The sequence below is a fragment of the Rhodococcus sp. 4CII genome (assembly GCF_014256275.1).
GTDB lineage: Bacteria > Actinomycetota > Actinomycetes > Mycobacteriales > Mycobacteriaceae > Rhodococcus_F > Rhodococcus_F wratislaviensis_A.
Map to the genome: position 1 here is coordinate 2161019 of NZ_JACCFE010000002.1, position 26948 is coordinate 2187966.

Genomic DNA, 26948 nt, shown 5'->3' on the forward strand with positions numbered 1-26948 from the left:
CGGCACTCGCGAAGGCGAGAGGCGGAAGATTCTCCCCGTCCCCCTGCTCATCCGTTTGCCGTCACCAGCGCACACAGAATTCATCGTCGCACAGCGGGCGGCCCCGTTTCCGATATTCGCCCGCCGCGACGCCGGGTTCACATCGGCTTGTCGAGGTACCGCGACAGCACCGGACCGATGACGGCGAGGGACTCCGGCTCGATCATGTCGTTGTGCCCGCAGTCCACCGCGTGCTCGTCGATGCGGCCACCCACGAGCGGCCGCCACTCCTGCGCCGACCGCGACCGGGTACCGGTGTCGTCCGCGCCGACGGCGGGGAAGATGAGCAGGTCGCCGTCGAAGACCTGGGGCACGAACCGGTGGACCAGGTCCCGCGAGTTCTCGTATCCGGCGTTGATGCGCTCGAGGTCGTCGCCGCGGAGACCGGAGTCGCTGCCCCACGATTCGTCGAGAAGCCGCGCCGCCTCCTCGTAGGTGAGCTCGCCGTCCGTCTCGACGACCAGGCCGAGGCCGCGCAGCAGGTCGTGCATGTCGAGCTTCCCGAACAGCTGGTCCTCGCCGTCGTCGGGGTAGCTGTCCATGAGCGCGAGCGTCGCCACCGTGTCGCCGCCGCGTTGCAGTTCGACGGCCATCGCGTGGGCGATCACCCCGCCGAGCGACCAGCCGAGCAGGTCGTACGGTCCCTCGGGCTGGATGGCCTTCATCTCCTCGACGTACCGGTGGGCCAGTTGCTCGATCGACCGATACTCGCCGTCGCCGCTGATCGTGGGCAGTTGCAGACCGTACGCGCGGCGGTCGGGCGGCAGGTACCGGACCAGGCCCGCATACCCCCAGGACAGCCCGATTCCGGGGTGCACACAGAACAGCGGTCGCCCGGTTCCCTCGGTGCGCAGCGGGATCACCACCGCCAGCGCCTCCCGGACGCCTCCCTCGGCGGACGGCAGCGCGATCCTGCCTGCGAGCCCGGCCGGCGTGGGATCGAGGAACATCCACTGCAGGGGAATCTTCCGGTCGAGTCGCTCCTGGAGGGCGGACACCACCGTGGTGGCGAGCAGGGAATTGCCTCCCCTCTCGAAGAAGTTGTCGTCGGCGCCCACCCGATCGAGAGCGAGCACGTCGGCGTACACCTCGACGATCGCTTCCTCCACGGCGTTCGCGGGCGGCCGGTAGCCCGCGCCGGACAGGAACGCGGGTGCGGGCAGCGCGGCGCGATCGAGTTTGCCGACCGGGGTCAGCGGAATCTGCTCGAGCACGACGATCGCGGCCGGCACCATGTGGCCGGGCAATCGTTCACCGGCGAGCCGGGTGAGTTCCGCGGCGTCGACGCTCGCGCCGCCGACCGGGCGGACATAGGACACGAGCAACGGTTCCCCCGCCGGCCCGGCTCGGGCGATCGTGACGGCGAACCCGACGTCCGGGTGATCGGTGAGTGCGGCGTCGATCTCACCGGGTTCGATCCGGAACCCGCGGATCTTCACCTGGAAGTCGCTGCGTCCGACGTATTCGAGGGTGCCGTCGCGGCGCCATCGCACCACGTCGCCCGTGCGGTACATCCGTTCGCCGGGGGTGCCCCACGGCGCGGCCACGAACCGTGATGCCGTCAACCCGGACCGACGGTGGTACCCGGACGCCAGGGCGCGTCCCGACACGTACAGTTCGCCGACCACGCCGACCGGTACCGGGCGCAGTCGGGAATCCAGCACGACCTCGGAGACACCGCGGGTGGGGGCGCCGAGCGTGACCGGTTCGCCCGGCACCAGCGACTCGCTGATGTTCGACATGATCGTGGTCTCCGTCGGCCCGTAGGCATTGAACATGCGGCGGCCGGGCGCCCACCGGGCGACGAGTTCGGGCGGGCACGGTTCGCCGGCCACGACCAGCGTTCGCAACGATTCGAACCCGAGGGGGTCCATCGACGCCAGCGCCGTCGGGGTGACGAACCCGTGGGACACCCGCTCGTCGCTCAGCAGTGCCGCCAATTCGGTGCCGCCGTAGATCGTGGGCGGCGCGATCACCAGGGCCGCACCCGCGCAGAACGCCATGACGAGTTCGAACACGGACGCATCGAAGCTCGGCGACGCGAAGTGCAGCACCCGGGAGTCGGGTGCGACGTGGAGCCGGTCGCGCTCCTCGGCAGCGAGGTTCGCCAGGCCGCGGTGGGTGACGGCCACGCCCTTGGGTGTGCCCGTGGATCCGGACGTGTAGACGAGATACGCGGGATGCGACTCGTGCAGCGGCGTGGTCCGGTCGGCGTCGGTGACGGGGGCCGCCGGGTGCGCCCGGATCCGCTCCTCGTCGTCGGCGCCGTCGAACCGGATGTCGTCGTCGAGGACGATCCAGTCCGCGGCGGCGGGCAGCCGGTCGCGGTGCGCGCGCACGGTCACGCCGGACACCGCACCGGAATCGGTGAGCATGTGCTCGATCCGCGCCGACGGGTAGGCGGGGTCGACGGGCAGGAACGCCGCACCGGTCTTCGCGACGGCCCAGACGGACAGCACCGATTCGATCGACCGCGGCAGGGCGAGCGCCACGAACGTCCCGGGTCCCGCACCCGCGTCGATCAGCCTGCGCGCCAGCCGGTTCGAGGTCTCGTCCAATTCCCGGTACGTCACCGAGCGGCCCGCGTACGACACCGCCTCGGCGTCCGGGCGCGATGCCGCCGCCGACAACAGTGCGGGCAGCAGCACCGCAGGCGCATCGGGCGCTCCGCGGGCCGGAGTCAGGGCCGCCACCTCGTCGGCGCCGAGGATCTCGACGTCACCGACCACGACGTCCGGGTCGCCGGTTACCGCCTCGAGGATCCGGACGAACCGGTCCGCGAAGCCCTGGACCGTGCCGGCCTCGAACAGGTCGGTCGCATAGTCGATCGCGCCCGCCATGCCCGCGGGTGCGCCATCCGCGTCGAACCGTTCGTCGAGGATCACCTCGAGGTCCACCTTCACGACGTCGAGGGCCGGATCGAGACCCTCGACGCCGAGCGCGGGCAGTCGCAGGGCGGGGTTGTCGGTGTTCTGGAACTCGAGGGACACCTGGAAGAGGGGTGAGTGCGCGGTCGACCGCACCGGTCCGACGGCGTCCACCACGCGCTCGAACGGAAGGTCGGCGTGCGCGAACGCGCCGAGATCGGTGTCGCGGACCCGCGCGAGCAGGTCACGGAACGACTGGCCCGGGTCGATCGGGGTGCGCAGCGCGAGGGTGCCGACGAACATGCCGACCAGGTCGTCGAGCGCCGCTTCGCCGCGGCCGGCGATCGGGGTGCCGATCGCGACGTCGTCCGTGCTCCCCAGCCGGCCGAGCAGGACGGCGAGCGCCGCGTGCACGACCATGAAGTCGGTGGACCCGTGCTCGCGTGCCGCGGACCGGATCTGCTCGTGCAGGCCGGCGTCGATCGCGAAACGCACCCGGTCGCCGTGGAACGATTGTTGCGCGGGACGCCGATGGTCGGTGGGCAGTGCGAGGAGTTCCGGCAGCCCGGCCAGCGCCGACTCCCAATAGGCCAGTTGACGTGAGAGCAGCGACCCGGGGTCGTCGTCCGACCCCAGCAGCCGGCGCTGCCAGAGCGTGTAGTCGGCGTATTGCACCGCCAGGGGTGCCCATGCGGGGGCGCGCCCGTGGACGCGGGATTCGTACGCGATCATCACGTCCCGCACCAGCGGCGCCATGGAGAACCCGTCGGCCGAGATGTGGTGCACCACCACGGCCAGCACGTACGTCCGCGGGTCGAGGGAGTACAGGGTGACGCGCAGCGGGGGCGCGGCGGTGACGTCGAAGCCGGTCGACGCGAGGCGCGTCAGCTGGTCGCGGAGGCGTTTTTCGTCGGCGACCAGAATCGGGTGTAGCGGTTTTTCGTCGGCGACCAGGATCGGGTGTAGCCGTTTTTCGTCGGCGACGACGGGGGCGAGCGTGAGAGCCGCCGGCGCGGACGGGAGGACCTCTTGGACGGGTTCGCCGTCGCGGAGGGGGAACCGGGTGCGCAGCGTCTCGTGCCGGCCCACGACGTCCCCGAGGGCGGCCGTCAGCGCGTCCACGTCGAGGTCGCCGGTGAGCCGGACGATCATGGGGATGTTGTAGGCGGGTGAACTCGTGTCGAACTGGTTGATGAACCACATTCGTTGCTGGGCGTAGGACAGGGGGATGCGGTCGGGGCGTTCCCCGGCGGTCAGGGCGGGACGGCCGGACGTGCCCGCTCCCGCATGTTCGAGGCGCGCCGCGAACGCCGCGACCGTGGGTGCCTCGAACAGCGCCCGCACCCCCACGTCGGTGCCGAGTGCGGCGCGCAGGCGGGCCACCGCGCGGGTGGCGCTCAGCGAATTGCCGCCGAGGTCGAAGAAGCCCGCATCCGCACTCACCCGGTCGAGGCCGAGGACTTCCGCGAAGACCTCGGCCACCGTCTCCTCCACCGGGTCGGCGGGTGCGCGGAATTCCCCGGCACCGACGTCGAATTCGGGTGCGGGTAGGGCCTTTCGGTCGAACTTTCCGACCGCGGTGAGCGGAATCTCCGGAAGCACGGTGATCGACGACGGCACCATGTGGGCCGGCAGTGTGCCGCCGAGACGACGGGTGATCGCCCCGGTGTCGAGGGTGCGCCCCGGCGCGGGTACGACGTAGGAGGCGAGGAGGGTGTCTCCGGCGGGGCCGCGGTAGGCGACCGTGGCCGCGAATCGCACGCCGGGGTCCGCGGCGAGGGCCGCGTCGATCTCGCCGAGTTCGATGCGGAATCCGCGGACCTTCACCTGGAAGTCGCTGCGTCCCAGGTATTCGATGGTGTGGCCGGGGGTCCAGCGCACGATGTCGCCGGTGCGGTACATCCGGTCGCCCGGCCGGGCCGGGTTCGCCACGAACCGTCCGGCGGTGAGTCCGGGGCGGCGGTGGTAGCCGCGCGCCAGTCCGGCACCGGCGAGGTACAACTCGCCGGGAACTCCGACCGGGACCGGTTGCAACCGGGAGTCGAGGACCAGTTCCGTGACACCGCGGATCGGTCCGCCGATCGTGATCGGGTCTGCTGGGGTCATGGGGTCGCTGATGTTGGACATGATCGTGGTCTCGGTCGGCCCGTATCCGTTGTACAGCCGGCGCCCCGGCGCCCACCGGGACACGAGTCCGGGCGGGCAGGCCTCCCCGCCGACGGTGACGTCGGCGAATTGCTCCAGTCCCGCGGGGTCGAGGGAGGCCAGGGCGGCCGTGGTGACGAATGCGTGCGTCACCCGCCGGTCGCGGATCAGTTCGGCGAGTTCGTCGCCGCCGAACAGGGTGGGCGGCGCGATCACCATCGTCGCCGCGGCGCCGAACGCCTGCAGGTATTCGAACAGCGATCCGTCGAAGCTCGGCGTCGAGAAGTGCAGCGTGCGCGATTCCGGGCCCGCCCCGAATCGGGCGAGTTGGTCGCGCGCGAAGTTGTCGAGGCCGCGGTGCGTGACGGTCACGCCCTTCGGCGTGCCGGTGGAGCCGGAGGTGTACACGAGGTAGGCGGCGGTGTCGAGAGTGACCGGTCCCGCGAGGTCTCCGTCGTCGACCGGTGCTGCGGAGGCGGTGCCGCATTCGTCGGCGAACGCGGGGTCGTCGAGCACCAGCCACACCGTGCTCTCGGGCAGGCGGGCCCGGTGGCCGGAGGTCGTGAGGCCGAGCGCGCACCCCGAATCGGTGAGCATGTGGCCGATGCGTTCACCGGGATAGTTCGGGTCGACGGGCACGAACGCGGCCCCGGTCTTGGCCACCGCCCACGTGCACAGCACCGAGTCGATCGAGCGTGGGACACCCACGGCCACCGCGGTTTCCGGCGCAGCACCCCGTGCGATCAGGACCCGTGCGAGCCGGGTCGACCGCTCGTCCAGCTCCCGGTACGACATGTCCACGTCGCCGGACGACAGGGCGACCGCGTCGGGATCGGCCGCGGCGGCGTCGGCGAAGATCTGGGCGAGCGTGCGGGTGGAGCCGCCCGCGCCGCCGCGGACCGGAACCAACTCCGCGCGTTCCCGCTCGGTGAGCAGCGACAGCCGGGCCAGCGGAGTGTCGGGGCGTGTGCAGGCGTCGAGCACCCGCACCACCCGCGCGGCGATGCTCTCGATGTCCGCGGGGCCGAACAGGTCGGGCACGTATTCGAATTTCAGGTGCAGGCTCGCATCCGCCGACGCCACCAGGCTCAGCGGGTAATGGGCGGCGTCGCGGGCATCCACCCCGGTCACGCGGAGTCCCGCGATGTCGGTGTCTTCCGACATCCCGGCACGGTCCACCGGATACGACTCGAACACCGTGAGGGTGTCGAACCCGACACCGGGCCCCGCGGCGTCCCGGATCTGCGCGAGGCCGGTGTAGTGGTGGTCGAGCATCGCGGCCTGTTCCGCCTGCACCCGCTCGAGCAGCGCCCCCACCGTCTCGCCGGGGCGCAGCGTGATCCGCACCGGCACGGTGTTGATGAACAGTCCGACCATCGTCTCGATCCCGGACAGTTCCGGCGGGCGCCCGGACACGGTGGCGCCGAACACGACGTCGTCGCGCCCGGTGAGCATTCCGAGCACGACGCCCCACGCCGTCTGCAGAATGCTGTTGAGCGTGAGCCCCCGTGTGCGGGCGAATTCGCGCAGCAGGCCGGTCCGGTCCTCGTCGAGGTCGAACACCCATTCCCGTGACACGGTGGACAGTTGCCGCGCCCGGTCGCCGGGGACCAGTAGTGTCGGTTCCTCGACTCCGGCGAGGGCGTCCGCCCATGCGCGCGCCGACCCGTCGGGGTCGCGTCCGCTCAGCCACGTCAGGTAGTCGCGGTAGTCCCGCACGCGCGGCAGCGGTGACGGGTCTCCGTCCGTGGCGTACAGCGTGAGCAGTTCACGGACCAGCAGCGGCATCGACCAGCCGTCGAGGAGGATGTGGTGGTTCGTCGACACCAGCCGGCAGCGGCCCCCGGCGGTCCGGATCAGGAGGAAGCGGATCAGCGGCGCGCTGGTCATGTCGAACGGGGTCGTCCGGTCGGCGGCCAGCAGTCGCTCGATCTCCGCTTCGGCCTCGTCGTCGTCCGATCCGCTGAGGTCGATTTCCTTCCAGGGCAACGTAACTCGGCCAGCGACCACCTGCTCGGCCCCGCCGTCGGAGTCGTGGCAGAACGCGCTGCGCAGGTTGGGATGACGGTCGAGGAGGGCGCCTGCGGCCCGCCGCAGCCGGGCCGCGTCGACGTGGCCCCCGAGGTCGAGAATCAGCTGGACGAGGTAGGCGTCCACCGATTCGTCGGCCAGTTCGGCGTGGAACAGCATGCCGGCCTGCAGCGGCGACAGTGGCCAGACGTCGGTCATGTCGGGGTAGCGGCGCGCGAGGTCGTCGACCGCGTCCTGACCGAGTCGCACCAGGTTCAGGTCGGACGGGGTGAAGCCGCCGCCACCGGAGCGGGCATGCGCGGTAAGGGCCTCCAGTGCCCGCACCCACAGGCGCGCGAGGTCGTCGACGTCCTCCGCCGCGATCACTCCGACGGGGAACGACCACGTCGCGGTGAGTGCCGGCCCCGCGGTGGTGTCGGTGGTTCTCGCGTTCACGTCGACGACGGCCGCCGCGGGCAGCCCCGACTGCGCGGCGGCGGCGAGCCCCTCGTCGGACAGCGGCGTCCAGTCACCGTCCGGGGTGGTACCCGCACCGAGCCTGCCGAGGTAGTTGAAGCTCACCTGCGGGTTCGCGGCGGCCGACAGTTCCGCGGCCGTGTCCTCAGCGAGATACCGGAGGAGCCCGAACCCGATGCCGTGGTCCGGGATCGACCGCAACCGCTCCTTCACCGTCTTCATCGCGGCGCCCGCGGCGGGGCCGGCCGCGAACGCGTCGTCGATGTCCACGCCGTCCAGGTCGAGTGCCACCGGGAAGATCGTGGTGAACCAGCCGACCGTGCGGGCCAGGTCGGCGCCCGGCACCACCTGTTCCTCGCGGCCGTGTCCCTCGAGGTTCACGAGAGCGCCGGACGAGGAGACCCCGCGGTCCCGGCGCCAGCGCACGAGGGCCAGCGCCAGCGCCGTGAGCAAACCGTCGCCGACGGCCCCGTGGAACGCCTGCGGGAGTGTCGTCAGTAGCGCCTCGGTCACGGCGACGGGAAGCTGGACCTCGACGGCGGAGGTCTCCGTGTCGGCTGCGGTGAGCGGCCGCGATCCCAGGGGCGGGTCGGGGGTGTCGAGCATCCGCCGCCAGAGGTCGAGTTCGGCTGTGCGGGAGGATTCCTGCGCCACATCGGTGAGGGCGTGCGCCCACCGTCGCATCGACGTTCCCGTGGGAGGCAGGGCCGGCGCGTCGCCCGACAGCACCCGGGCGCAGGCGAGGGCGAGATCGGGGACCAGGATGCGCCAGGACACCCCGTCGACCACCAGGTGATGGGCGACGATCAGCAGCCGTCCGCGGGCGGCCGGGGTCGCGCCGCCCGGGAACCATACCGCCTGCACCATCACCCCCGACTCCGGATCGAGCCGGCCGGCGGCGGCGTCCAGTTCGCGGGCGGCGGTGTCGGTGAAGGAGTCCGCCGTGCCGAGGGGCACCGTGCGCACCACCGACGTCGCCCGGACCCAGCCGGGCGGGGCGGCCGTCATGGTCCAGCCGTGCTCGGCCCGGTCGCTGGGGTACAGCCGGGCGCGCAGGACGTCGTGCCGGTCCAGCACGGCCTGCATCGCCGCCGTCAGCGTGTCCTCGTCGAGTTCGGCGGGCGTCCGGAACAGCGCGGCCTGCGAGTACCGCCGGAAGTCGCCGTCCCGGCCCAGCATCCAGTGCACGATCGGGGTCAGGGGGAACTCGCCGACGCCGCCGCCCGGGAGTTCCGCGAGTGTGACGGCCTCCTCCCCCGTGGTCGCGACCTCCGCGAGCGCGGCGACCGTCTTGCGCTCGAACACCTCCCGCGGGGTGATCACCACCCCGGACGCCTTCGCCCGCGTGACCAGTTGGATGGACATGATGGAATCGCCGCCCACCGCGAAGAACGAATCGTCGACACCCACCGAGTCCAGACCGAGCACCTCGGCGAACAGGCCGGCGAGGATCCGCTCCGTCTCGGTCGCGGGCGCCCGGCCCAGCGACACCCGCTGCCCGAAGTCCGGTTCGGGCAGCGCGCGGCGGTCCAGTTTGCCGTTCACGGTGAGCGGCAGAGCGTCGAGGACGACCACGGCAGCGGGCACCATGTGTGCCGCCAGCCGCCCCGCCACCTGATCGACGATTCCGGCGGGGTCGAGCACCCTCCCCGACTCGGGCACCACGTACCCCACCAGACGTTCCCGCCGCGCCGACACGACGGACTGCGCCACGCCGTCGCAGGCGAGAAGCGCCGACTCCACCTCACCGAGCTCGATGCGGAAGCCCTTGATCTGTACCTGGAAGTCGTTGCGGCCCAGATATTCCAGCTGTCCGTCCGCGTTCCACCGGCCCAGGTCGCCGGACCGGTACATCCGGGAACCGGGGGTGCGCGGGTCGGCCACGAATCGGGTTGCGGTGAGCGCGAACCGGCCCAGATAGCCGCGGGACACCTGTGCACCCGACACGTAGAGTTCGCCGACCACGCCCGGCGGCACCGGGTGCAAGCGGGCGTCGAGCACGTACACGCGCAGACCGGGCAGTTCCCGGCCGATCACGGACGCGGATGCGTGGGCCGCGAGTTCCGCGTCCAACGGCAGATGACTGACGTGCACGGTGGTTTCCGTGATCCCGTACATGTTGACCAGCACCGGCGCGCTGTCGGCGCGGCGCGTGTACCAGCGGGTGAGCTGTCCCAGATCGAGGGCCTCGCCGCCGAACACCACGACACGCAGGTCGAGGTCGGTACCGCCGGCCGCCCGGTCCGCCTCGGCCAGTTGGTAGAACGCGGTCGGGGTCTGATTCAGGACGGTGACGTTCTCGTCCCGCAGCAGCCGCAGGAACATGTCGGGTGAGCGGGTCGTGAAGTAGTCGACCACCACCAGCCTGCCGCCGTGGAGCAGCGCACCCCACAATTCCCAGACGGAGAAGTCGAACGCCGCCGAGTGGAACATGGTCCACACGTCGGAGGCGTCGAATCGGAACAGCGGCCACGTGTTCACGAACAGGGTGGCGACGTTGCGATGCGCCACCTGAACGCCTTTCGGGCGACCCGTAGACCCGGAGGTGTAGATGACGTACGCCACCGCATCCGGGTGCAGCGGCCCCGACCGGTCCCGGTCGGTCACCGGCAGCGCCGACGTACGGTCCAGTTCGGTCGCCGTGCCCGAGCTGTCGACGACGAGGATCGGGACCCCGCACGCCCGGACCGTCCCGGACTCCTCCTCCGTGGTCAGCACGCACACGGGCCGGGCGTCGGCGAATACGTACGCGAGCCGCTCCGCGGGATACGTGACGTCGACGGGCACGTATCCGGCCCCCGACTTCACGACGGCGAGAAGGGCCACGACCAGGTCCACCGACCGCGCGGCGACGACGGCCACCAGCGTCTCGGGGCCCGCGCCGCGGTCGATCAGCAACCGTGCCAGTCGATTCGAACGGGTGTCCAGCTCGGCGTAGGTGACAGAGACGCCCTCGCACACGACGGCCGTCGCACCGCGGGACTGCCCGGCAGCCCGCTCGAACAGTTCCGGGAGGGTCGCGTCGACGGCGGACCCGACACGCGGTGGCAGCACGAGGTCCCGCTCCCGCGAGTCCAGCAGTTCGATGTCGCCCACCGGCAGAGCCGGTGTCGCAGCGATCGATTCGAGCACCCGCAGGAATCGCTCCGCGAACCGGTTCACGGTGTCCCGGTCGAACACGTCCGTCGCGAACCGCAGTCCGGCGGCGAGTCCGGCAGGCGCACCGTTCTCGTCGACCTGTTCGGCGAGACTCAGCTCCAGATCGAACTTCGCCACGCCGAGATCCACGTCGACCGAGTCGACGGTGAGTCCCGGCAGCTCGAGGTGCGTGCCCTCCGCGTTCCGGAACTCGACGAGCACCTGGAACAGCGGCGCGTGCGACGTGGACCGTTCGGGGGCGAGATCGTCGACCAACCGCTCGAACGGGATGTCCGCGTGCTCGAACGCGCCGAGGTCGGCCGCCCGGACCGCGGCCAGCACCTCACCGAACGACGCCCGCGGGTCGATGTCCGTTCGCAGCACGAGCGTGTTGACGAACATGCCCACCACGTCGTCGAGCGCCGCCTGCCCACGACCGGCGACCGGCGTGCCCATCGTGACGTCGCCGGTGCCCGACAGCCGGGACAGCAGCACCGCGAACGCCGCATGGACGGCCATGAACAGGCTCGCATTGTGCTCGGCGGCAAGCGCACTCAACGACCGGTGCAGCCGCGCGGGCACATCGAACTCGACGACGGCCCCGCGGTACGAACGCCGGGCGGGCCGCGGCCGGTCCAGCGGGATCTGCAGTACCTCGGGCACACCGGCCAGCGCGTCGGTCCAGTAGGCGAGTTGCCGCGACATCACCGAGTCGGGTTCGTCCACCCCGCCGAGGACATCCCGCTGCCAGACGCTGTAGTCGGCGTACTGGACCGGCAGCGGCGTCCAGCCGGGGGTCTCCCCCACGGTCCGGGCGGTGTACGCCAGCATGACGTCGCGGGCCAGCGGCATCATGGAGAACCCGTCGGCGGCGATGTGGTGCACCACGATGGCCAGGACGTGTTCCGTGGGATTCAGCTCGAACAGGGCGGCGCGGAAGGGGATCTCGTCGCTCACGTCGAAGCCCCTGTCGACGAGGCCGGCGAGGGCGTCCCGGAGGTCGCGGTCACCGGACACGGCTATCGATTCGAGACTCGGGGTTGCCCGCCCGGCGTCGACGATCACCTGGTGCGGTCCGTCGACCGCACCGGGGAACACCGTGCGCAGCGATTCGTGCCGCTCCACGACGTCGCCGACCGCCGCGAGCAGGGCGGCGCGGTCGAGGTCGCCGGTCAGTCGCAACGCGACCGGAATGTTGTACGCGGGCGAGGACGGGTCGAACTGGTTCACGAACCACATGCGTTGCTGCGCCAGCGACAGCGGTATCCGGTCGGGGCGCGGTCGCACGGCGAGCGCCACCGGCCGGACGTACGCCGGCGACGCCGATTCGATCCGGACCGCCAGATCCGCGACCGCGGGTGCGTCGAACAGTGCGGCCACGCCGATCCCGGCGTCGAGGGCGGAGTTGATGCGCGCGACCGCCCGGGTGGCGCTGAGCGAGTCGCCGCCGAGTGCGAAGAAGCTGTCGTCCGCGCCGACGCGCGGAGCACCGAGCACGTCCGCGAACACCCGCGCGACGGCCTCCTCGACGGGTGTGGTGGGCGCCCGGTAGCCGATCGCCGACGAGACGAATTCCGGTGCCGGCAGCGACTTCCGGTCCAGCTTGCCGACCGGAGTGAGGGGGATCTCGTCCAGCACCACCACGGCGGCGGGCACCATGTACTTGGGCAGGATCCGGCCCGCGAACGCGAGCACGTCGGGCGCCGCCACCTCCTCGCCGTCGTGCGGCAGGACGTACGACACGAGTGCCGTGTCGCCCAGCGGTCCCGGCCGGCCGAGGGTCGCGGCGAAGTCGACGTGCGGGTGGGTGGTGAGCACGGCATCGATCTCCCCGAGCTCGACGCGCTGACCGCGGATCTTCACCTGGAAGTCGCTGCGCCCGAGGTATTCGAGCGTGTGGTCCCGGCGCCACCGCACGACGTCGCCCGTGCGGTACATGCGGCCGCCCGCGTACGGGTTGGCGACGAACCGTTCCGCGGTGAGCGCGGGCCGCCGGTGGTAGCCGCGGGCCAGCGCCGGTCCCGAGATGTACAGCTCCCCCGGCACCCCGGCCGGGACGGGTTGCAGCCGCGCGTCGAGGACGGACAGCACGATGCCGCGGACCGGACCGCCGATCGTGACCGGTTCCCCCGGGGCCATCGGCCGGCTGAACGTGGTGAGGATGGTGGCCTCGGTGGGTCCGTAGCCGTTGAACATTCCGCGATCGGTGCCCCACGTGGCCACCAGTTCGTCGCCGACGGCGTCGCCGGCCACGACGAGCGCCTCGAGGTGCTCGATGCCGTCGTTCTCGACGGTGGCGAGCACGGCCGGGGTGATGCAGGCGTGGGTGATCCGTTCCCGCCGGAGCAACTCCGCGAGTTCCGCACCGCCGTAGACGTCGGGTGGTGCGACCACGAGCGCCGCACCTGCCGCGCACGATTGAACGAGTTCGAGTATCGCCACGTCGAAACTGGGCGAACAGATGTGCAGACAACGCGAGTCGGGCGACACGGTGTAGTGCTCGGTCTGTTCGGTGAGCAGATTCGCCAGCCCGCGATGGGTGACGACGACGCCCTTCGGCCTGCCGGTGGACCCGGACGTGTAGATCGCGTACGCCGCGTGGTCGACGTCGAGCACCGATCGGCGGTCGAGGTCGGTGACGCGGGCGGTGGTGGTGGCCGACCAGGTGCCGTCGAATGCCGGTTCGTCGAGCACCAGCCACGGCACCGAACCGGGCAGCCGATTGCGCTGAGCCGACGTCGTCACACCCAGTGCCGCACCGGAATCGGCCAGCATGTGCTCGATGCGCTCGGGCGGATAATTCGGGTCGACGGGCACGAACGCCGCACCCGCCTTCGCCACCGCCCACACGGCGAGCACCGATTCGGCCGATCTCGGGAGTCCCAGCGCGACGAACGTCTCCGGGCCGGCACCCCGTTCGATGAGCAGGCGGGCCAGCGCGTTCGACCGGGTGTCGAGTTCGTGGTAGCTCGTCTCGCGTCCGTCGACGACGATCGCGGGCGCGTCCGGTCGGTCGCCCGCCGCGGCGGTGAGGATCTCGGGCAGCGTTCGCGGCGGTCCGGCGGGGGCGCCGGGAACCGCGGTGAATTCCCTGAGTTCGGCCTCCGACAGCAAGGTGAGGTGCGCGAGGGGAGTATCGATGTCCGACAGCACGATTTGCAGGGCACGCGCGACCCGGGCCGCCACCGACTCCGCGAACTCGCTGTCGAAGACGGCCGGCTGGTACCGCAATCGCAGGTGCAGTCCCGTGTCGACGTGCGCCATCAGGGTGAACGGATAATGGGTCGAATCGATTCCCTCGACCCCCGCCACACGCATGCCGTCGATGTCGGTGTCCTCGGTCAGCCCCATCCGGTCCACCGGATACGACTCGAACACGGTGAGCGTGTCGAAGGCGGCGCCCTGTCCGACGGCGCGCTGGATGTCGGTGAGGCCGAGGTAGTGGTGGTCGAGGAGGGCGGACTGTTCGCTCTGGAAGCGCTGCAGCAGTTCCGCGAGTGTTTCGTCGCGGCGCAGGCGGAGCCGGACGGGCACCGTGTTGATGAACAGCCCGACCATCGACTCGATGCCGGCGACGGCCGGTGGGCGCCCGGACACCGTGGCCCCGAACGTGACGTCCTCACGGGTGCCGAGTGTGGTGAGCACGAGCCCCCACGCCACCTGGACGAGGGTGTTCATCGTCAACCCGCGGTCCCGGGCGAGCGCCCCGAGTTCCCGGGTCTTCTCCTCGCTCACGTCGAGGCGCACGTCCTCCGGGTTGGCGAAACCGTGCTCACCGCGCGCCGCGGGTGCGACGAACGTCGGCTCGTCCGCGCCGGCGAGAGCGGATACCCAGGCGGCCGTGGACCGTTCGCGGTCCTGGGCGCCGACCCACTGCAGATAGTCACGGTAGGACGTGACCCGGGGAAGGGCGGCCGGGTCGCCGCCGGTGGCGTAGAGGATCAGCAGATCCTTGATCACCAGCGGTGTCGACCAGCCGTCGAGGAGGATGTGGTGATGGGTGACGACCAGTCGGTACCGGTCGGGTGCGGTGCGCAGCAACGTGAACCGGAGCAGCGGGGCCGTCGACATGTCGAACGGGACCGCACGATCGGCGGCCAGGAGGGCCGCCAGTTCCGCGGAGATCCTGGTCTCGTCGAGATGTGCGAGATCGACGTCGGTCCACGGAGCGGTCACCGAATTCAGGACCACCTGCGCCGGGCCGCTGCCCGTGTCGGCGAAGGCCACCCGGAGGTTCGCATGCCGGTCGAGCAGACCCTGTGCGGCGCGGCGCATTCTCGGGGAGTCGACGCTGCCGCGGAGATCGAGCACCAGTTGCACCTGATACGCGTCGAGCCGGTGCTCGGACAGCTGCGCGTGGAACAGCAGACCCGCCTGCAGCGGTGACAGCGACCAGATGTCCGAGAGGTCCGGATAGGTGAGCTCGAGCCGGTCGATGTCGGATTGCCCGACGGACACCAGGTTCAGGTCCGACGGTGTGAGCCCGCCCGCGCCCGGCCTGCCGGCGTGCTCGGCCAGAGCGGTGAGGCCTTGGACCCACAGTGCGGCGAGCTCGTCCACGTCCTCCGCGGCCACCATCCCGGTGGGATACGACCACGTCGCGGTCAGCACGGGTTCGCCGCCGCGGACGGTGGTCGCCGCGTTCACGTCCACGACCCAGGCGGCGGGCATGTCGTGGTTCTGGGTTCCACCGAGATCGGTGCTTCCCTCGACGGGCAGCCAGGGCACGTCGCCTGCACTCGTCGCCACCCGGCCGAGGTAGTTGAAACTTATCTGCGGCGGCCGGAACCGGCTCAGCGCCGGCGACGTGTCCGCGTCCAGGTAGCGCAGCATGCCGTATCCGATTCCGTGGTCGGGGACGGCGAGGAGTTGCTCCTTGACCGCCTTGATCGCGGCCCCGGCCGGGGCGTCGCCGGCGAAGGCGGCATCGATGTCGATGCCCGTGAGGTCGAGCCGCACCGGGAACAGGGTGGTGAACCAACCGACGGTGCGCGACAGGTCGGCGCCGGGAACGACGTGGTCCTCGCGGCCGTGACCCTCGAGGTTGATCAGCGCGTCGGCTGTGCTCGTTCCGCGGTCGCGCCGCCACCGGATCAACGCGAGCGTCAGCGCGGTGAGGAGGCCGTCGCCGACGGCGCCGTGGAAGGTGGCGGGCAGCGTGGTGAGCAGCGCCGCGGTGACGTTCGCCGGCACGTCGACGGTGCGGCGGCCCGTGGTGGCGTCGACGTCGACGGCGGGATCCAGTGGCCGGGAGCCGAGCAGCGGATCGGCAGCGTCCAGGATGGACTGCCACCGTTCCCCCTCGTCGAGGCGGTCCCGCACCGCGTCGGTGAGTCCGTGTGCCCACCGCCGCATCGACGTCCCGACTGCGGGCAGCGCGGCGGGCGCACCCTCGACGGCACGGGCGTGCGCCGCCGCGAGATCCGCGATCAGGATCCGCCAGGACACACCGTCGACGACCAGATGATGCGCGACCGGCAGTAGCCGCCCCTGCCCGCCCGGGCCGTCGAACCAGAGCACCTGCACCATGCTGGCCGAGGCCGGATCCAGCCGGTCCGCCGCCGCGTCCAGTGCGCCTCGCGCGACCGCATCGAAGCTGCTCGCGTCGAACGACGGCACGGGCACGCGATGGATCAGCGCGTCGGCCGACACCGACCCGGTGGGCAGCACCGTCATCCGCCACTGCCCCTCCGCGTCGCGTGCGAGGCGTGCGCGCAGCGTGTCGTGCCGGTCCAGCACCGCGTCCACGGCGGCGACGAGGTCGTCACGGCGCAGCCCCGGCGGGGCGGTCACCAGCACCGCCTGGGAGAACCGGTCCAGCCGTCCGGCGCTGCGCTCCAGCATCCACGCGACGACCGGTGTCAGCGGGACCGGGCCGACGCCGCCACCGGGAAGTTCCTCCAGCACCACGGCATCCGCGCGTTCGTGGTGGACGACCTCGGCGAGACCGGCCACGGTCCTGCGTTCGAACACGTCGCGCGGTGAGAGGAGCAGACCCGCCGCCTTCGCCCGGGCCACAAGCTGGATCGACATGATGCTGTCGCCGCCGAGCGCGAAGAACGAATCGTCCACACCCACCGATTCGAGTCCCAGTACGTCCCGGAACAGCCCGGCGAGCAGCGCCTCGGCCTCGGTGCGCGGCGGGCGGCTGACGGTGACGCCGGCACCGAAGTCCGGTTCCGGCAGCGCCTTCCGGTCGATCTTGCCGTGGACCGTCACCGGGAGCGCGGCGATGACGAGCACAGCGGCGGGCACCATGTAGGACGCGAGCCGCTCACCGGCGAACCGGAGCAGCGCGGTGGGATCGACGGCCGCTCCGGGTTCGGGCACCACGTACCCGATCAGCCGATGACCCGAGTGACCGTCGCGGCGCACGTCCGCAACGGCCGCCGCCACGGACTCGTGGGCGAGGAGGACCGACTCCACCTCGCCGAGTTCGATCCGGAAGCCGCGGATCTTCACCTGGAAGTCGGTGCGTCCGAGATAGTCGAGTTGCCCGTCCGGCATCCAGCGCACCAGGTCGCCGGTCCGGTACATCCGGCTCCCCGGCGGTCCGAAGGGGTTGGGCACGAAGCGTTCCGCCGTGAGGGGGCGCCGCCCGTGGTAGCCGCGCGCGAGCGCGGGCCCGGCGAGGTACAACTCCCCCGCGACACCGACCGGGACGGGGTGCAGCCGCGCGTCGAGAACAACCTCGCTGAAGCCGAGCGTCGGCGCCCCGATCGTGACGGGCTCTCCCGGCACCAGCGCGGCGCTGATGCTCGACACCACGGTCGCCTCCGTCGGCCCGTACGCGTCGAACATCGCCCGGCCCGGCGCCCAGCGGGCCACCAGTTCGGGCGGGCACGACTCTCCGCCGGTCACCACGCACTCCACGCCCTCGAGGCCGGCGGGGTCGACTGACGCGAGCGCCGCCGGCGTGACGAAGCAGTGCGTGACCCGCTCCCGCCTCAGCAACTCCGCCAGTTCGTCGCCGCCGTACACGGACGGGGACGCGATCACCATCGTCGCACCCGGTCCGACTGCGAGCATCAGCTCGAGCACGGACGCGTCGAAGCTCGGCGACGCGAAGTGCAGGGTGCGCGACTCCGCGGTCGTACCGAACGTGTCCTGTTCCGTCGCAGCGAAACTCGCCAGACCGCGGTGGGTGGTCACCACCCCCTTCGGCAGGCCGGTGGATCCCGACGTGTAGATCAGGTACGCCGGGTGGTCGACGTGCAGTGCCGAGGTGCGGTCGGCGTCGGTCACCGCCGTTGCCGGCAGCAGCGACAGTTCGGCCTCCGTCCCGGGATCGGCGGGCACCAGCCACGGAATCGACGGTGGCAGGCCGGGCCGGAGCGCGGCCGTGGTGATGCCCGCGACGGCGCCGGAGTCGGTGAGCATGTATGCGATGCGCTCGGCGGGATGATCGGGGTCGACCGGAAGGAACGCCGCCCCCGTCTTCGCCACCGCCCAGACGGCCAGCACGCTGTCGATCGACCGCGACAATGCCAGCGCCACCACCTGTTCCGGTCCGGCGCCACGGTCGATCAGCAGTCGGGCGAGCCGGTTCGACCTCTCGTCGAGGTCTCGGTACGACACCCGGCGGCCCTCGAAGGACAGCGCTGCGGCGTCCGGGTGCGCCGCCGCGGCCGCCGTCAGCAATTGCGGCAGCGTGCGCGGCGCCACCCCGCCGCCCCCGGTCACCGACGTCAGCGCGGCCCGCTCGCCGGCGCCGAGAACGTCGATGTCGCCGACCGGCGCGTCCGGCGCGGCCGTGACCGCGGCGAGGATCCGGACCAGCCGGTCGGCGAACGCGGACACGGTGGCCTCGTCGAAGATGTCGGTGGCGTACCCGAGCGCCGCACCGATACCCGCGGGGTGTCCGTCGGCGTCCACGTTCTCCCGCAGAGTCAGCTGCAGGTCGAAATTGATCGTGTCGAACGCGAGATCGAGGGGTTCGACGTGTAACCCCGGCAACTCCAGTTCGGGGCGCTCGGTGTTCTGGAATTCCAGCATCACCTGGAACAGCGGCGAATACGCGGTGGACCGCGACGGTCGCAGGCTCTCGACGACCCCTTCGAACGGGACGTCGGCGTGCGTGAACGCCCCGAGGTCGGCGTCCCGGACCTGTGCGAGAAGTTCCGCGAACGTGCAGGCGCCGTCGACCGGTGTGCGGAGCACGAGGGTGTTCACGAACATCCCGACCAGGTCGTCGAGTTCGGCCGCGCCGCGTCCCGCGACGGGTGTGCCCACCGCGACGTCGTCCGACGCGCTCAGCCGCGACAGCAGCACGGCGAGCGCGGCGTGCAGGGCCATGAACACGGTCGATCCGTGCCGGCGGGCCACCCGCACCACACCGTGGTGCAGCTCCGCCGCGATCTCGAACTCGACGCGGCCCGCTCCGAGGGTCCTGGCCGCCGGGCGGGGCCGGTCGGTCGGCAGTTCCAGCACGTCGGGGACGTCGGCGAGCGTCGAGGTCCAGTACTGCAATTGTCGCGCGAGCGGCGACTCGTCGTCGTCCTCGGCCCCGAGGAGGTCGCGCTGCCACAGCGTGTAGTCGGCGTACTGGACGGCCAGCGGAACCCAGTCGGGCGCAACGCCGTGCACCCGGGCGGTGTACGCCGACAGGACGTCCCGGGCGAGCGGAACCATCGAGAACCCGTCCGCCGCGATGTGGTGGACGACGACGGCCAGCACGTGCTCGCTCTCGTCCGCCGCGAACAACCGGGCCCGCACCGGCGCCTCCGCGGTCACGTCGAATCCCGCGGAGTGGAGGCGGCGGAGTTCCCGCTCGAGATTCGCGGGCGCGACGGCACGCGGTGTGAGAACGGGCGCGACGTCGTCCGCCGGCAGGATCACCTGCCGCGGACCGCGGTCGGTGAGGGGGAACACGGTGCGCAGCGATTCGTGGCGCTCGACGACGTCGGCGAGCGCCGCCTGCAGCGCCGCGTGATCGAGCGCGCCCACGAGGCGGAGTGCGATCGCGACGTTGTATGCCGCACTGGCCGTGTCGAACTGGTTGATGAACCACATGCGCTGCTGGGCGAGCGAGAGGGGGACCTCCCGCGCCGGGTCCCGCGGGGCGGGCCGGGCCGCCGCCCGCGCGGCCCCGACCTCCGCGCGGGCAGCGAGCCCGGCGACGGTCGGGGCGTCGAACACGTCGCGCACCCCGAGTCGGTCGCCGACCGCGGCGTTGATCCGGGCCACGAGCCGGGTCGCGGTCAGCGAGTTCCCGCCGAGCGCGAAGAAGTCGTCGTTCACCCCGGCCCGGGCGACGCCGAGCAGGTCGGCGAACACGGCGGCGACGATCTCCTCGACCGGATTGCGCGGCGCGACGAATCCCACCGTCGACGTGCCGAAGTCGGCCTCCGGCAGCGCCTTCCGGTCGAGTTTGCCGTTGACGGTCAGCGGTAGCGCGTCGATCACCACCACCGCGGACGGCACCATGTACGACGGTACCGCCCTCCCGACCGCGTCGAGCACCACGCCCGGGTCGACGTCCGCTCCCGCCTCCGGCACCACGTAGCCCACCAGCCGGTCGCCGTCCCGGTCGTCGCCGCGCACCACGACCACCGATTGCGCCACCCCGGCACACGCGGCCAGGGCCGCCTCCACCTCGCCGAGTTCCACCCGGAATCCGCGGAGCTGCACCTGGAAGTCGCTGCGTCCCACGTATTCGAGCCGGCCGCCCGCACCCCATTTCACGACGTCGCCCGACCGGTACATGCGCGCGCCCGCACGATCGCGGTCGAACGGGTCGGCGACGAAACGGGTTGCGGTCAAGGCGGACCGGCCGAGGTAGCCGCGGGTCACCTGGTCTCCCGACACGTACAGCTCGCCCACCACCCCGGGCGGCACCGGATGCAACCGGCTGTCGAGCACGTACACGCGCAGACCCGGGAGCCCGCCGCCGATCACCGAACCAGCGGCCGACGCGGCCAGTGCGCGATCCAGCGCCAGGAAGCTGACGTGCACCGTGGTCTCGGTGATGCCGTACATGTTCACCAGCAACGGGGCGTGGTCTTCGTGCCGCGCGTACCACCGCTCGAGCTGTCCGACGTCGAGAGCCTCGCCGCCGAAGATCACGTGCCGCAACGACAATGGCGCGCGGTCGGCGTTTTCGACGGCGCCGGCCGCCCGGTCGGCCTCGGTCAGCTGGTAGAACGCCGTCGGGGTCTGGTTCAGCACCGTCACCCGCTCCCGGCGGAGCAGTTCCAGGAACGTGTCGGGCGACCGCGCGGTGAAGTAGTCGACCAGCACCAGGCGGCCACCGTGGACGAGCGCTCCCCACAGTTCCCAGACCGAGAAGTCGAAGGCGTACGAATGGAAGAGTGTCCACACGTCGGAGGCGTCGAATCCGAACAGCTCCCGGGTGTTGGCCAGCAGCGTGACGAGGCAGCGATGGGACACCTGCACGCCCTTAGGCCTGCCGGTCGATCCCGACGTGAAGATCACGTACGCGACGGCGTCCGGCCACAGCGGCCGCAACCGGTCCGCGTCGGTGACCGGCAGCCCGGACAGCCGCGCCGCCGCGCCGGCCGTCTCCGGATCGTCGATCACCAGCCGCGGGATTCCGGCCGGTACCCGCGGGGCGAATTCGGCGCTCACCACAGCGCAGACGGGCTGCGCGTCCGCGAACATCGCCGTCACCCGCTCGGCGGGATAGCTCGCGTCGACCGGGACGTATCCGCCACCGGCCGCGAGGACCGCCAGTAGCGTCACCACGAGGGCGGGGGTGCGATCGACCATCACCGCGACCAGCGACTCGGCGCCCACACCCTCGGCGATCAGCAACCGCGCCAACCGGTTCGCCCGCTCGTCCAGTTCCCGGTAGGTCAGCGTCTCGGCACCGCCCACCACCGCGGTGGCGTCCGGGGTGTCCGCGGCCACCCGGGCGAACATCTCGACCACGGTCTGAGCGTCCGCGGCGACCCCCGCACGGTTCCACCCGTCCAGCACCAGATCCCGCTCGGCCGTGCCGAGAACCGCGATGTCGCCCACCACCGCCGCCGGATCGTCCACCACCGCCCGCAGGACCCGCACGAAGCGTTCGCCGAATCCCTCCACCGACGGCCGGTCGAACACGTCCGTCGCGTAGAGGAAGGCGGCCGCCATGCCCGCGGCCGTCCCCTTGTCGTCGTGGTATTCGGCGAGCGACAGCTGCAGGTCGAACTTGGCGACCCCGGGATCGACGTCCACGGCCTCGACGGTCAGGCCCGGCAGTTCCAGATGCGCGCGAACGGTGTTCTGGAATTCGAGCAGCACCTGGAACAGCGGCGAGTGGGACGTCGACCGGGAGGGCGCCAGCTCGTCGACGACGCTCTCGAAGGGAACGTCCGTGTGCCCGAACGCACCCAGATCCGTGTCGCGGGCCCGGGCGAGCACGTCGGTGAACGCCTCGGCCGGGTCGACCCGCGTCCGCAGCACCAGCGTGTTGACGAACATCCCCACCAGGTCGTCCAGCGCCGCCTCGCCGCGGCCCGCGATGGGGGTGCCGATGGCGACGTCTTCCGACCCGGACACCCGCGACAGCAGCACGGCCAGCGCCGCGTGCATCACCATGAACAACGTCGCGTTGTGCTCCCGCGCGAGCAGAAGCAGCTGTCGGTGCAGGCCCGCGTCGATCGAGAACGGTGCCGTCGCACCCGCGAGGGATCTCGTGACGGGTCTGTTCCGATCGAGCGGCAGGGCGCTCACCTCGGGGAGCTCCGCGAGCGCATCCCGCCAATAGTGCAGCTGCCGGGACATGAGGCTGTCCGGATCGTCGGCGCTGCCGAGGAGCCGCCGCTGCCACACACTGAAGTCGGCGTATTGCACGGGCAGTGGATCCCAGCTCGGCACGCTCCCGGACCGGCGTGCCGAGTAGGCCACCATGAGGTCGCGGGCCAGCGGCGCGAGCGACGCCCCGTCGGCCGCGATGTGATGCACCACGATCACCAGGACGTGCTCGTCGGTACCGGTGCGCAACAAGGTTGCCCGCAGCGGGACCGCCGCGCTCACGTCGAACCCGCCGATCAGGAGGGTCGCGATCCGTTCGTGCAGCGAGTCGTCGCCGTCCACCTGCGGCGTGAGATCGGGAACGACCTCCGCGGCATCGACGATCACCTGGTGCGGGCCGTCCGGCGACGCGGGATACACGGTGCGCAACGATTCGTGCCGTTCGACGACGTCGCCCACCGCGGCCGCCAGTGTGTCCGCGTCCAGGGGTCCGGTCAGGCGCACCGCCATCGGGATGTTGTACGCGACCGACGACGTGTCGAACTGGTTGATGAACCACATGCGTTGCTGCGCCAGCGACAGCGGGATCCGCTCGGGACGCTCCCCGACGGTCAGGGGCGGCCGGTCGACGAGTTCGGTGCCCGCGTGCCGCACGAAGACCGCGAGCAGTTCGGCGGTGGGCGCCTCGAACAACGCCCGCACACCGATGTCCGATCCGAGCGCCGCGTTGACGCGTGCGATCACCCGCGTCGCCACCAGGGAATTGCCGCCGAGGTCGAAGAAGCTGTCGTCGACACTGATCCGCTCGACTCCGAGGACCTCCGTGAAGACCTCGGCGATCGTCTCCTCGACCGGGTCGGCGGGCGCCCGGAACTCGGCCGCGGCGGACAGGAATCGCGGTTCCGGCAGCGCCGCGCGGTCGAGCTTCCCGACCGGGTTCAGCGGGATCTCGTCCAGCACCACGACCACCGACGGCACCATGTACGACGGCAACCGGTTCCGCACCTGCCGCAGCAGTTCCGTCGTCTCGATCGGCCTGCCCGGCGCCGGGACGACGTACGAGACCAGCACCGTGTCTCCCGACGGGCCGGGCCGCCCGATGGTGACGGCGAGCGACACATCGGAGTGGGTCTGCAGCAGCGCGTCGATTTCGCCGAGCTCGATCCGGAATCCGCGCACCTTCACCTGGAAGTCGCTGCGCCGCAGGTATTCGAGCGTGTGGTCGGGCCGCCAGCGCACCACGTCGCCGGTGCGGTACATCCGGCCCCGGCCGTACGGGTCGGCGACGAATCGTGCGGCCGTCAGACCGGGCCGCCGGTGATAGCCCCGGGCCACACCGGGTCCCGCGATGTACAGCTCACCCGGCACGCCGACGGGCACCGGATGGAGCCGGGCGTCGAGCACCACTTCCTCCGCGCCGCGAATCGGCCCGCCCAGCGTGATCGGGTCACCGGGGGTCATCGGTGCGCTGATGTTCGACATGATCGTGGTCTCGGTGGGGCCGTACGCGTTGCACAGCCGGCGGCCGGGCGCCCACCGGGCAACCAGTTCGGGCGGGCAGGCCTCCCCGCCCACCACGACGTCGAGGAAGTCGTCGAGCCCGTCCGGTGGAATCGTGCCCAGCGCGGCGGTGGTGACGAAGCCGTGGGTGACCCGTTCGGACCGCAGCAGGTCGGCCAGTTCGGCGCCGCCGTACGCGGACGGCGGCACGACCACCATCGTGGCGCCGACACCGAAGGCCTGCAGGTACTCGAACAGGGACGCGTCGAAGCTCGGCGTGGAGAAGTGCAGTGTCCGAGACGATCTGGTGGCGCCGAACCGGGCCTGCTGGTCGGCCGCGAAAGTGTCCAGCCCCCGGTGGGTGACGGTGACACCCTTCGGCTGCCCCGTCGAACCGGACGTGTAGATCACGTACGCGGCATGGTCGAGCCGCAGCGGCCGAACCCGGTCGGAATCGGTCACCGGACTGTCTGGCCGGGTGTCGCAGTCGGCCCGGAAGTCCGGATCGTCCAACACCACCCACGGAACGGAATCGTGCATGCTGCCGCGCACCGACGCCTCCGTCAGACCCAGCAGCACGCCCGAATCGGCGAGCATGTAGTCGATCCGGTCGGCCGGATAGTTCGGGTCCACCGGAACGAACGCCGCACCGGTCTTCGCGACGGCCCAGACCGACGCCACCGACCGGAACGAACGCGGCAACGCCAGCGCGACGAACGATTCGGGCCCCACCCCGTGGTCGATCAGCACCCGGGCCAGCCGCGTCGACCACCGGTCCAACTCCCCGTACGACAGGTCCTCGCCCTGCCTCGACAGGGCGGTCGCCGCCGGATCGAGGGCCGCCGCATCCGCGAACAGCGCGGGCAGGGAACGCTCGGACCGGCCCGGTTGTCCCCGCACCGGGGTCAGTGCGGAACGCTCCTCGTCGGAGAGAATCTCGATGTCGCCCACCGGAACGTCCGGGCCCGCCGTCATCGCCTCGAGGATGCGGCGGAACCGCTCTGCCGCCACCCGGATCGTGTGCGCATCGAACAGGTCTGCGGCGAAACCGAATTCGACGGAGACCCCCTCGGGCTCACCCCCCTCGCCGACCGCTTCCGTCACGGACACGCACAGGTCGACGCCGGAGAGGGCGGCACCGTGCGCGCCCTGCGGCCGGGTGTCCAGCAGCACCTGGACGATCGGAGCGTAGGCGTCCGACCGCGACACGTCGAGATCTCCGACGAGACGCTCGAACGGGACACGGGTGTGCAGGCGCGCCTCGGCGACGACGTCCCGGACGTGCGACAGGAAGTCGCGGCAGGAGGTCCCGCCCGAATACAACGAACGAATCACCACGGCGTCGTGGCGGTCGCCCACATCCACCGCCGTTCCCACGGCGATGTCGCCGCTCCCGGTGACCCGGCCCAGCAGAATCGACAATGCCGTGAGGAAGACGGTGCCGGTGTCGGCGTCCACCGCATCGGCCAGTGCCGCCACCCGGCCGTGCACCGCGGCCGGCACCACGACGGTGACCCGGTCACTCGCCTGCGACGACGTCGCGGGCCGCGGCCGGTCGGTCGGCAACGGCAACAGGTCCGGCAGCCCGGCCAGCGTCCGTCGCCAGTATTCGACGTCCTCCGACTCTCGCAGGAGTTGTTCGCCCGCACGCGAACTGGACTCATGGATGCTGTCCAGCCGCGAGTCCGGATCCGCGGTTGCCAGTTCCTCGAGCAACTCGACGAACTGCCGGTGGTGATCCCGCAGCTCCGGCTCCTCGTAGCGGCTCGGGTTCGCGCGGAAGTCCACGAAGATCCGGGTGGGTGTACCACTCTGATAGACGTTGATCAGCAGGTCCTCGACCGGACCGGACGTCACGATGTGGAAGTCGCCGAGAAGCGAGCCCAGCGCGACCTCCTGACGGAACAGCATGACGTTCACCATCGGCCCGTACAGTCCCGTCGCCGCGCTCTCCCCGGCGTCGCGGCGGATGTCGTCGAGGCTGCACCGCTGATGCCGCAGTGCCGCCACCAGCTCACGCTGTACCTTCTCGATCAGCTTCGCCACGGTGTCCTCGGCGCGGACGTGGACGGGCATCGGAGCCACGTTGACGAGCATGCCGCCGGAATTGCGTAACACCGCGGTGGTCCGGGCCGACACCGGAATGGTCACCAGCACATCGGTTCTTCCGGTGCGCCGCGCGAGATAGCATGCAGCGGCGGCGATGATGGTCGCCGCCGACAGGCTGTCGCGGGAATCCAGAACGGCCACCACGTCGTCCGAGAGGACTGCGCTCTCCACCGTGCTCGTCGCCGACACGTGTCCCGGCGTCCGCGCCAGCGTCGTCCCCTCGAGGCCGGCCACCCGCTGCGCCCAGTACTCCCGGTCCGTCACGAAACGGTCGGACGTCCGGTACCGAATATCGATGTCGTACAACCGCCGCAGGCTCGCCGTCCGGTTCGGATCCGGTTCGACTCCTGCAACTTTCGCGGAGTAGCGGTGTGCGATGCGGCGCAGCATCGTCATGGCGCCGTAACCGTCGAGGGCGACGTGGTGAATCCTGCTGTACCACAGGAAGTGCGCGTCGCCGGTCTGCAGGATCGACGTTTCCACGAGGCGATCGGCGCTCAGGTCCAGGGGTGTGACGTAGTCCCGCTCCATCCACGCGTGAGCCGCCGCCACCGGGTCGTCCTCGTCGCGGAAGTCGACGTACGCGATCGAGGTGTCGGTCTGATGGTCCACGTATTGCAGCGGCTGTCCGTCGACGTCGAACACCTTGAGGAAGGGCGACTCGAATTCGCGGCCCGCCTCCACCGTCTCCTGCCGCAGCAGGTCGATGTCCAGGGCACCGAAGAATTCGACGTACTGGGCGATCGAGATCGGAACCCGGGGCTCGAGTTGCTGCGCGAACCACGTGGCCCGCTGCGCCGCCGACAGGGGAATCGGCTCGCCGCCTCCCCGAGCCACATCGACCCATCGCTCCCCCGGCCCATGGACGTCCGCGGGGCGGCGCGTTTCCCCCGCCCCCGGAACGGGTCCTTCACCATCTCCAGGGCACACTCGAACTCGACCTCGCCCCGTCCAACCAGGACGGAC

Annotated in this window: 1 protein-coding gene; it reads right to left on the bottom strand. The window is 71.2% G+C overall.

Annotated features, from left to right (window positions below; all coding sequences use genetic code 11):
• Nucleotides 1-137: 137 nt before the first annotated feature.
• A complete protein-coding gene (locus H0B43_RS10695; protein WP_185727925.1) occupies nt 138-26912 on the bottom strand; it encodes a non-ribosomal peptide synthase/polyketide synthase in 26775 nt (8924 codons plus the stop codon).
• Nucleotides 26913-26948 lie beyond the last annotated feature (36 nt).